This window comes from Thermodesulfovibrio yellowstonii DSM 11347 (genome assembly GCF_000020985.1).
GTDB lineage: Bacteria > Nitrospirota > Thermodesulfovibrionia > Thermodesulfovibrionales > Thermodesulfovibrionaceae > Thermodesulfovibrio > Thermodesulfovibrio yellowstonii.
In genome coordinates this window covers 1,052,095-1,062,513 of sequence record NC_011296.1, presented here as the reverse complement: position 1 = coordinate 1,062,513, position 10,419 = coordinate 1,052,095, and the positions used below count along the sequence as shown (strand labels likewise).

The following is a 10,419-nucleotide window of genomic DNA, read 5'->3' as shown; positions in this document are numbered from 1 at the left end:
TCCCTATCTATCCTTCTAAAAGGCTTTGAAGGAATTTTTTTAAATTGCTTTCATTGGGTGTTTTAGTATCTTTTGGAGAATTATATTCATGCCAATCCAATAGTTTATGTTCTCCTATATGATTACCTAAAAGATTTGTCCATGGTATATTTATTGAACCCTTTCCATTTAGTGAGTTTTTAAGGTTTTCCAAGAAACTCTGCTTATTAAAACCTGATGGATTCTCCTGAGACGGAATCCATCCCCAAATACGAAATTCCCACTGATTATCGTTTTTTAGATAGGCACAGGAGATATTTATTTTAGAAACAGATTTTTTATCCCTTGCTGTGCCAAAGAGCCAATTCTCTATGTGGTGGTTTATAATATTATTTTGAGTTTGCCAAAGTGTTCTTCCATCCCCATATCTCAACCAGTTCTTTATTGCAGGAGCAATTGGGACAGAACCTGAATTGTACCAAGCTTTTAATATCTGGTAATTTTTTTCTTTCAACTTCTGGTCAATTTCTCCCTTTTTATTTTTAGGCTCTAATGCCTGTTTTATTCCATCTATTTCCTCCCACCAATTTGCCTCATTTACGCTAAATTGAACCTTTGCAAAAAACATCTCCCTAAGATTTGGTAGTGTATTATTGTCTGTGCTTCTTCTTTTTTTTTCAATATTTAATCTTTTTAGTCTTTCTTCTCCAAGAATTTTCTCTAATGAATTTATAAAAGTCTCAATATTTAATTGTTGCTCATTTACCAAGCTAACAACACCATAGCCATGTTGTGTTTTTGCTCCTATAGCACCCCATTTAGCAGCAATTGATAGTGGTAGTATCAAAAGAATATCATCACCCTCTCTGTCTAAAGTAGTTACCCTCAATGCTGCATTCCCAATTAGCCCATTTCCCAAATACCAACCCCTATTTCGTCCAGATGGTCTGATGTTTATTACTTCACCCTCAAAGACTTTTTTTATATCTATTCCATTAATTTCCATTCTGAAGAGTCTCCTTATCCCAGTTGCTCCGAAAATGAGGCAAGCAGGACAATATGCAAGGTCATTATTAATTTTCTCAGGGCAACGGTTATCACTTGTTGGATCACATATATAATAATCCATTCCTCGCAAAATTACTTCCGTCCACAATCTTAAAGAACCTATAATCCCGGTGGATCGAATAAAATCACTTTTTAAATCAATATCACCAGTCCAAATGGGAGTAATTAATTTTAATAGAAGCAGACTTTCATTCATGTTTCTCACCTCTTTTTTTAATATTTTCCACATAATCTCTTATATTCTTCACCATTAGCCATCCGCCGTAATAATCCTGGTCATCTTTTTTGTGGTATTCCTTTCTATCTGTGGCTGCTGAGATATCACAAAGCTTTAGAATATGATGGGTTAAGGACGCTTGCATTCTTCTTTGATGCTGTTCTAATAAACCACATCCCCTTGCCCATATCCTTAAGCCTCTTGCCATCTCTTTTAAGTCATTAACAGTTAGAGTTCTTGCTTTCTCTGGAAATAAATCATCTGCTAATTTATATGCCTCTTCATGCCAGATTATTTTTCCATCATAATCAACTATACCCTCTAATATTGCCTGTACATCAGGTCTTTCTATATTTTCACCAAGCAGTCCTCTATCTGTGTGATGAATTGCAATAGCAAAACTTATTGGCTCCCGCAGACCTTCAGGTAAAATTTTAAAAATATATGCTGCACCAATAGTGGCATGTGATGGAAGTTTTTTATTTGTTCTCACATTATCCTGCCATTTTTTAGTGAGTTTTCCAAGATCGTGAAATAATATCATGCTTAAAGCAGCATCTTTTAAGTTATCCATTTGCATAACTCTGGAAATTGAAGATTCAAATAACGGAAAAAGATATTCAAATTTTTCTTTACATCTTTGAATGTGTTCTGAATACCCTTCTTCTGGAGCACTATATAATGAAACTGCTGGCATCTGGTATTACCCCTTTATATGGATCGTAGTTATCCTTTTCAAGCAGATAGTAATTAAAAGGTGATATATCTTGTGTTTCTACAAAGTCCCATAAGCCTTTTTCTGCATCAAAAGTCAATCTGTATTTCAAAATCCCATCTTTTAACAATTTCCATCCCACTTTAAAATCTACACTTATAGAATTAGCTCTGATATTTGTTTTTTGTAGAACATTTCTAATTCTGTCTTCCTTTTTCCTACCTTCACCTATTGACAAATCAATAATTACCAGTGTTATTGGCTTACCTTCCCTTAACTGAATATTTTCTGGCTTTTCATCTGCATACAAAACACATTCATAAAGGTCTATCAATGTATCCCTTGCCTCATAGTCATTGGCTTGATAATCAAGTGTTTGATCAGCAAAGAAACACACTTGATTAAAATCTTTAATATTAAAAACAGAATTAATTTTTAGCCATTCAAGTGCTTTCTCCAGATGTTCTTTTTTATAGGGTAAATGTCCTTTATCATCCTCTACTGGGAAGATAATCATTTTCCCATTTTCACCTTCATATCTTGCACACCTTCCTGCCCTCTGGACAAGACAGTCTGCTGGTGCTAATTCTGTAAGCAAAAGCTCTGATGAAAAGTCTATACCAGCTTCAAGCACCTGAGTTGAAACGACTATACCTCTTTTTTCTGGTCTTATAATCATTCCATCTTCCTTATGAGGAATAATAGAGACTGCCTCTTTTTCATGCCTCTCTCTATCTGACTTTGTAAATCTGGAATGAAGTAAAACAATTTTACCATTATTTAAATCAAGCCTATTTTTAATCTCCTCATAAACCCTTTGAGCTCTTCCAACCTGGTTTAAAACTATAAGGGTCTTTTTGTGTTTGATTTCTTCTAATATCTCATCTGAGATGTTTACTTCGTTATTCTTGATAAGGGGTTCCTCTTTTATGGTTATCTCTAAATGGGATTTTAAGTCTATATCCCCAAAGATTCTTCTTTCGCTATCCATTGAGATATTCTCGAACAGATTTTTATCTAAACTTTCAGGCATGGTAGCAGTCATAACTACAAAGGGGATATTGCTCTTATACAATATCTCCATTAAGGCGCGCGTTATGGAAAAGGTGAATTCATCTCTGTACATATGGGCTTCGTCAAATACAACCATTGAAGAAGCAATAGCACCTGCTGGTACATCAATATGCCTTCCAACCTGTTTGCTTGCTCTTGCAAAGCCATAAAGAAACTGATCAAGGGTTGTTACAATTATGTCTGCAATGAAAAAAGGTGCACTGGGTAAATCACCATGCTGAATTTCAACAGAAATATATGGAGAGACTTTTTCACAGTATTTTTTAATTCTTTGAGCTACATTATTAACCAATACCCTCATGGGTAATAAATAGATAAGCCTTGGAGCAATAGAGAAGCTATTATTAATAAATTGTGACAAAAATGGTGCAAGAACTGCCTCGGTTTTACCAGAACCAGTAGGAGCTTTAATAAGTAAAGGATATTTTAAACTATAAATACCATCCCACACCTTAACCTGATATTCATAAGGGCTCTCAATACCAAAGTAATTCTTATAAAACTCCTCACACTTCATCCCTCTACCTCAAAACATCCAAATCCCTGAGAATTTTTTGCTCCTATGCCTCCATCATAGGCAAGCTGAAGCAACTCTTTAGAGCCATTCAGTCTGTATTTTCCCATCCATCCCTTTATGATAAATCCCTTGTAGGATACAATCTTTTCGTCTTCCCTTGTTACTTTCAATGGCTCTATTGTAAACTCCTTAGAAAGAGGAGTTTTTCTGTAAAAGGCTATGTATTTTTTGATAATGTTCTCTCTGATAAGTTCTGAAAACTCCTTTTCCTTTGGATTGTAGTAGTAGGTTTTCTTCCTTCCATCGGGAGTGTTAAGAGTACTATATATGGTTATTGGAGAGAGCATTCTAATAAATGCAGTTTCCTTTATTTCAGGAGTATAGTGAATGCTGATACTTTCAATGTAAAGTGTATTGTTGCCAAGTTTAAGTTCATGCCATTTTATAAGATTCTCTGCAAGGCTTTGGAGCATTTCATTATATGGTGATGAAATTATAAGTTTAGAAGGTGTAAAGATTTTAAAAAAGCTTTTTTCAATCTTTGTTTTTCCAATGAGTCTTGAAAAGGTAAAGAGTTTGAAGTTTCTTTTCTCAAAAAGGAATCCTCTGTTGTGAATTTCCTCTGCAATGCTTTTTTCAATATTTTTGTAAATCAATCCCTGCAGGATTTCATTGTAGTATAAAGGTAAGATTATTTCTTTCTTTGAATTTAGTGTAAGAATTAGTCTCACACTTATCTCCGATATAAATTAGAATTCCCCTTCATCACTTTTTCCATTTCAACCTCTGTAAACTTGCAAATAGGATTTCCCAAATAATAGCATATTTTTTATTGAAAATCAATAATCAAAACTCAAACTTTGTTCCAGTCTTCATGCCCCATTTGTCTTAAATTTCTGGTAGAATATTTCATTAAAAAATTATTATTTATAGAGAAAGGCATCTGTTAAGGGTAAAAGCCTTAAAAATTCTGATTGCCTTTAAGGAAGTTGAAAATTTTATGGAGAAAATATATGGAAGAGTATAAATTTAAGCCAATAGGATATGTAAGAACAGAGGCTAAAGATCTCCCCAGACACTGGAGTGTTTCTGATGTGGAAGGCGAGATTGTAATTAAGCCTGAATACAAGCTTGGAATAAGAGATATTAAGACAGGAGATAAAATTGTAGTGCTTTTTGTGTTTCATAAGTCTCCTCCTTTTACTTCTGATAAACTCATTCAGAAACCACCTCACTTAAATGAAACAAAAGGAGTCTTCAGCACCTGCTCACCTCATAGACCCAATCCTATCGGGCTATCAGTTCTTGAGGTATTGGATGTGATAGACAATGTAATTAAAGTTAAAAGGCTTGATATGTATGATGGAACACCTGTTCTTGATATAAAACCTTTCTGCTTTTAGTAAAAAGGAATAAATCCATAAGTTAAAGCTTTATATCAAGAAATATGATTTATCCTCTTAATATTTAATCTCAATTTGCTATCATAGAAGCATAAAAAAATAAAATCAGGCTATTTGTTATAATATGTTATGCATTTGAAGAAAAAACCAAAGTTTGATGAAGAAAAGCTCGAATCTCTTGGAGTGGTTGCCATACTAATTTTTGGCTCTGTAATAGATGGCACATTTCATAAAGGAAGCGATATTGATTTTGCTGTGTTATTTAAAGACAAAACTGTAATATTAAAAGATCCAGTCAAAATATATGGAGAAATTTATGATGAACTTTCGGAAAATTTTAAAGGCAAGATTGATATAGTCTATTTACATGAATCGCCTCTGAGTCTTCAATTTAATGCAGTTACAGAAGGAAAATTGCTTTTTTGTTCTGATATAGAATTTTTCTACGAATACAAAGACAAAATTGTAATGCAATATCTTGATTTCAAATACTTTGAAAACATATTTAATGAGGCTTTAATTGCAAATGATTAAAAAAAAGCCGATAAATATTTCTAAGATAAGAAGCATACTTTTCCAGATTGAAGAGGCATTAAAAGAAATGGAATCTTTTAAAACTATGGATATAGATGAATTTGTCAAGAATAAAAAAAATTACATTATTGCAGAATACTATCTAAGAAGAGCACTTGAAGGTATACTGACAGTAGGGAGTCACTTTCTTTCAAGATTGGGAGCAAGAACAAAAGATTATCAGGATATAATAGTAAGTCTTGGCAAACATGGACTTATTCCAGTAGATTTTGCTGAAAAAAATAAAAATCTTGCTGGATATCGTAACAGGCTTGTTCATATTTACTGGGAAGTAACTCCTGAAGAATTATACACAGTTATAAATCAACATTTTGAGGATATTTTAAAATTCTACATTTATTATCAGGAATTATTAAAGAATGCTGATAAGTACGGATTTGAAAGAGAATAGTTGACATAACCTACCATTTTTTGTTTTAATTTTTCTACCCACGAAGGGTAAAACTGGTCATGAAGGCCGTGGAAGGCGGAAGCCTTACCACGGCTTTTTTTATGAATTAGGCTCATGAAGGGTCTCAAACCTCTCTGAAGGGAGCAAAAACTGTCATCCTGAGGGATGTAGCCCCGAAGGGTCTCTTCCGAAGTTTAATAAAAAGGAGGAGATTCCTCGCTTGCTTCGCAGACTCAGAATGACAGGATGAAATTCATGAAAACTGAATTGTGGAGGGGTTGAGATGATTTATTTAATGGTATTTATGTTATTTTGTGTTCTATATTTTTTCAGTCCTGCTAAGGCAGAGCAAAAGGAGGAAGTAAAGCTTGAGGAAATTGTTGTGACAGCAACGAGAACTGAGACGCCTATTGAGTCAGCACCTGCAAGTGTGAGTGTTATTACAAAAGAAAAAATTGAACTTAAAGCACCTAAAACAATTGATCAGGCATTGAATGATGTTTCAGGTGTATTTGTAAGAAGAGGTAAGGGATTAATGGATACGCTCTCAGCAATAACCTTAAGAGGGATACCAGATCAAAAAAGAACACTAATTCTTATGGATGGAATTGTTTTAAATAATCCATATACTGGAAATGTAAGAATGGGGGGATACTATCCAGAAGACCTTGAAAGAGTGGAAGTTGTAAAAGGTCCCTTTTCCTCTCTTTATGGTGGATATGCAATGGGTGGAGTAGTGAACTTTATTACGAAGATGCCTGAAAAAAGAGAGTTCACTTTTAAAACAGGCTATGGCTCAAGCTGGAACAGAGGCGAGGCAATGGATGACTTACGGAGAACTTATACATCCTATGGAGACAAACTCTGGGATAAACTAAGCATCTTCTTAAGCTACGGCTGGCAGGGAACTAATGGTTATCCAAATGATTTGAATATAAGATCATCAAAGCCTTCAGGCACATATACTGGGGGAGAATATGTTACTTATTATAGTTCCACCTATGGAGTAAGTACTGGCTACCTTGTGGGTGATAAAGGAGACAATCGCTGGTGGGATGATGGAATAACATTTAAAGCACAGTATGAGTTTACAAAAGATACAAAAATAAATCTTTCATTCATGAGAAATCGTTATGAATATAATTATGATAACCCACATACTTACTTAAAAGATGCCTCTGGAAACCCTTATTATTTAGGCACAAGTGAGTATACTTTTCTCAATGGTGCAGGTGGTAGAACCCAGAATACCTATGCCTTAGGGTTTGAGACAAATCTTTACAAAGACATGAAAATGAAACTTAATCTTTCATATCTTGATATAGAAAAAGACTGGTATGTAACTCCTTCTACTTCTGCTAAAATCTGGGGATGTACAACTCCGGGTTCAACATGTAGCTATGTAACAAATACACCTGCAGAGTCATATATGGGAGATATACAATTTACGATTCCGATTTTTAATAACCAGATTCTAACATTTGGTGGCTCCTTTAAGCACGATTATGCAAAGACAAAAGATGAATATCTTAGTAACTGGAAAGATGAGGATTCAAAGACAGGAGTTCTAAGAAGTGAATCAAAAGGTAAAGGCAGAATTTACTCTGTTTTTATTCAGGATGAAATAATGTTTCTTAACAATTTAACAGTCTATGTAGGTTTTAGAGAGGACTGGTGGAAGACCTATGAAGGATATGCTTATGATACAACCCAGACTCCAACAAAAATAGAATCCTATCCTTCAAAATCCAAGTCTTCTTTCAGCCCAAAGTTTGCAATAGTTTATAAGCCTTTTGACACGACGACTCTTCGTGGTTCTATTGGAAAAGCTTTCAGACCACCCACGGTTTATGAACTTTATAGAACATGGAGATCTTCTACAGGAACCATATATCTTCCCAATCCTTATTTAGATCCTGAAACTGCTGTGTCATGGGACTTGGGGATTGAGCAAAAGTTATGGAAAGATGCAAAAGCTTCATTAACCTATTTTGAAAACCATATGAATGATTTAATATACAGAAAATCTACAGGCACAAACAGGGACTACATCAATGTTGGAAAAGCAGAATCCAGAGGAGTTGAGTTTGAAATTGAGCAGAGATTAGAAAAATGGTTGAGGCTTTTTTCTAATTTTACTTATACAGATTCTGAAATCAAAGAAAATACAGCAGAACCTCTTTCTGTGGGGAAAAGACTTACTTATAATCCTCTCTGGAAAGCAAATATTGGTGCAGAATTTGAAAAATCAGGTTTTTCAGCCTATATAGTAGGAAGATATGTCGGTAAAATGTATGCTGATGATAGGAACAGAGATTATGCAAACAATGTCTATGGTTCCTACGATCCTTATTTTGTTGTAGATGGAAAAATTGGCTATCAATTTACAAAGTTTGCAAAGCTCAGTTTTTCAGTTGATAACATCTTTGACAGAAAATACTATCAATACTACAAAGCACCGGGTAGGTCATGGTTTACAGAGCTTACATTAAAGTTTTAGTAATTTTACTGAGTTTGGTGATGGTGGGGGTAGCCTCTGCCTCTACCATCACTATAACTGACAAACTTGGAAGAAAAGTGTCTCTCAATGTGCCTGTTAAAAGAGCTGTTGTTGTTATCTCATACGAGTTAATACCTGCATTAAATTTATGGAGTCAGGTTTCAGGAGTTTCTCGCTGGGCAGAGGAAAACTGTGGACTTTACAAGGCAATCGTGACTGATAATAAAAATTTAAGAAAACCATTGGTAGGCACAGGAAGCGATGTTAATGTAGAAGCTGTAATGAAGCTAAATCCTGATTTAGTAATTACTTGGACATACAACCCAGATACGATAAAATTCCTTGAAGAAAAGGGAATAAAAGTAATCGGAATGTATCCTGAAAGTCTCGCTGAGCTATACAAAGACATGAGAATGCATGGAATTATTTTCGGAAAAGAAAAAAGAGTGGAAGAAGTAATCAGAGAGATGGAGAAAATATTTAAGCTCATCAGTGAGAAAGTTAGTAAAATACCTCCACAAAAAAGAAAAAAGGTTATTCATCTTGGAGGAGCACCAACAAGGGTTTCAGCAGCTCTGGGAGTTACAAATGATATTATAAAGATAGCAGGTGCTATTAATCCGGCTGAAACAATTATGCAAAGGAATATTGATGTATCCGTAGAAAAAATAGTTCAATGGAATCCAGACCTTATTTTTATCTGGGGTTCTGCTGGATATGATGAGTCTTGGTTATACAATAACAGTCAATGGAGGTTTATCAAGGCTGTGCAGACAAAGCAAGTTTATAAGCTTCCAAAGTGGTCTACATGGTCACCCCGTCTTGCACCAATTGCTCTTTATATGGCAATGAAGATTTATCCTGAAGTATTTAGGGATATTAATTTTGAAAAGGTAATAGATGATTTTTATAAAAAAGTATTCGGAATATCTTATTATAAAGTGAGACAGTATGAAGGGTTTTAGGAGTATATTAATTTTTATCTCGCCGGTATTTATCACATGGGCATCTCTTTTTCTTGGTGCATATGGAGTAACACCCACTATGGTGATAAAAATACTCTTGAATGAAACTCTTCACATCTTTGATATCGGAGATATACCTGAGAAAGCGATAATCATTGACATAAGGCTTCCAAGAGTGATTCTTGCAGGGCTTGTAGGTGCAGCATTGTCTTCGGCTGGAGTTACGCTTCAGGGAATTTTCCGAAACCCCCTTGTTGACCCATTCATACTTGGTATTTCAGCAGGTGCAGCATTCGGATGTGCTATAACAATAGGTTTTTTGAGCTTTTTACCCCTTCAGATTACAGCTTTTGTTTTTGCTACAGTTGCTGTAATGGTTGCCTATGGTGTTGCAAGAACTCAGGGAGAAGTCTCCCGTCTTCCCTTGATTTTATCAGGAGTGATTGTATCTGCCTTTTTCACAGCTATGGTTTCAATAGTAAAGTTTCTTGTTGACCCCCATAAGCTTCAAAGCATTGTTTACTGGCTCATGGGAAGCTTTAGCCTTGCAGACTGGAGAGCAGTAAAAATAGCTGGAGCTGGAGTTTTAGCTGGAGTTGTACCCATTTTTCTTATGCGATGGAGGCTTAATGTAATGAGCATGGGAGAAGAGGAGGCAAAGGCATTGGGGGTGAATATAAGACGGGAGAGATTGCTTTTCATAGGCTTTTCAACTTTTGCGGTAGCAGTGGCTACCTCCCTTTGTGGAATAATTGGATGGGTGGGGCTTATGGTTCCCCATCTTGTAAGGATGCTTACAGGACCGGACCATAAAAGCCTTGTTCCTTTAAGTATTGCAGCAGGAGCAGCCTTTATGATTGCTGCAGATACGGTTTCAAGGACACTTACAACTTTTGATATACCCGTAGGAATAATCACCGCACTTACAGGTGCACCCTTTTTTATATATCTCATGAAGCGTGGCGGTAAAGAGGCATGGGGGAAGTAGATATTTTC

10 protein-coding genes are annotated in these 10,419 nt (G+C 35.3%); 6 read left to right on the top strand and 4 right to left on the bottom strand.

What is annotated here, in order from left to right; all coding sequences use genetic code 11:
• Positions 1-7: 7 nt before the first annotated feature.
• The 4 genes from cmr1 to cas6 are packed head-to-tail and all read right to left on the bottom strand — an operon-like array spanning position 8 to position 4,301.
• Complete coding sequence (gene cmr1, locus THEYE_RS05410; RefSeq protein ID WP_200855653.1) at positions 8-1,243, bottom strand: type III-B CRISPR module RAMP protein Cmr1; 1,236 nt, start codon at positions 1,241-1,243, stop codon at positions 8-10.
• Complete coding sequence (locus THEYE_RS05405) at positions 1,236-1,961, bottom strand: CRISPR-associated endonuclease Cas3'' (protein WP_012546870.1); 726 nt, start codon at positions 1,959-1,961, stop codon at positions 1,236-1,238. Before THEYE_RS05405 ends, cmr1 begins: the two co-directional genes overlap by 8 nt.
• Positions 1,939-3,570, bottom strand: a complete 1,632-nt coding sequence (gene cas3 / locus THEYE_RS05400; protein ID WP_012545630.1) for a CRISPR-associated helicase Cas3' — start codon at positions 3,568-3,570, stop codon at positions 1,939-1,941. The genes THEYE_RS05405 and cas3 overlap by 23 nt, the downstream gene beginning before the upstream one ends.
• On the bottom strand, positions 3,567-4,301 hold the full coding sequence (gene cas6, locus THEYE_RS05395) for a CRISPR-associated endoribonuclease Cas6 (protein ID WP_012545251.1): 735 nt from the start codon (positions 4,299-4,301) through the stop codon (positions 3,567-3,569). The genes cas3 and cas6 overlap by 4 nt, the downstream gene beginning before the upstream one ends.
• A 282-nt stretch (positions 4,302-4,583) precedes the next feature.
• Here cas6 and tsaA point away from each other — a divergent pair, with 282 nt between their 5' ends.
• The 6 genes from tsaA (at position 4,584) to THEYE_RS05365 (ending at position 10,411) form a co-directional block, all read left to right on the top strand.
• Positions 4,584-4,973: a tRNA (N6-threonylcarbamoyladenosine(37)-N6)-methyltransferase TrmO gene (tsaA, locus tag THEYE_RS05390; protein WP_012546312.1), complete on the top strand. Its 390-nt coding sequence runs from the start codon at positions 4,584-4,586 to the stop codon at positions 4,971-4,973.
• Between the two features lie 129 nt (positions 4,974-5,102).
• A complete protein-coding gene (gene mntA, locus THEYE_RS05385) occupies positions 5,103-5,507 on the top strand; it encodes a type VII toxin-antitoxin system MntA family adenylyltransferase antitoxin (protein ID WP_012544930.1) in 405 nt (134 codons plus the stop codon).
• A complete protein-coding gene (gene hepT / locus THEYE_RS05380; RefSeq protein ID WP_012546056.1) occupies positions 5,500-5,958 on the top strand; it encodes a type VII toxin-antitoxin system HepT family RNase toxin in 459 nt (152 codons plus the stop codon). Before mntA ends, hepT begins: the two co-directional genes overlap by 8 nt.
• Before the next feature lie 283 nt (positions 5,959-6,241).
• On the top strand, positions 6,242-8,458 hold the full coding sequence (locus THEYE_RS05375; protein WP_012545674.1) for a TonB-dependent receptor plug domain-containing protein: 2,217 nt from the start codon (positions 6,242-6,244) through the stop codon (positions 8,456-8,458).
• Positions 8,428-9,423: an ABC transporter substrate-binding protein gene (locus THEYE_RS05370; RefSeq protein ID WP_164924841.1), complete on the top strand. Its 996-nt coding sequence runs from the start codon at positions 8,428-8,430 to the stop codon at positions 9,421-9,423. Before THEYE_RS05375 ends, THEYE_RS05370 begins: the two co-directional genes overlap by 31 nt.
• Positions 9,410-10,411 carry a FecCD family ABC transporter permease gene (locus tag THEYE_RS05365; protein ID WP_012545600.1) on the top strand — a complete coding sequence of 334 codons (1,002 nt, stop codon included), beginning with the start codon at positions 9,410-9,412 and terminating at the stop codon, positions 10,409-10,411. Before THEYE_RS05370 ends, THEYE_RS05365 begins: the two co-directional genes overlap by 14 nt.
• Positions 10,412-10,419: the final 8 nt, after the last annotated feature.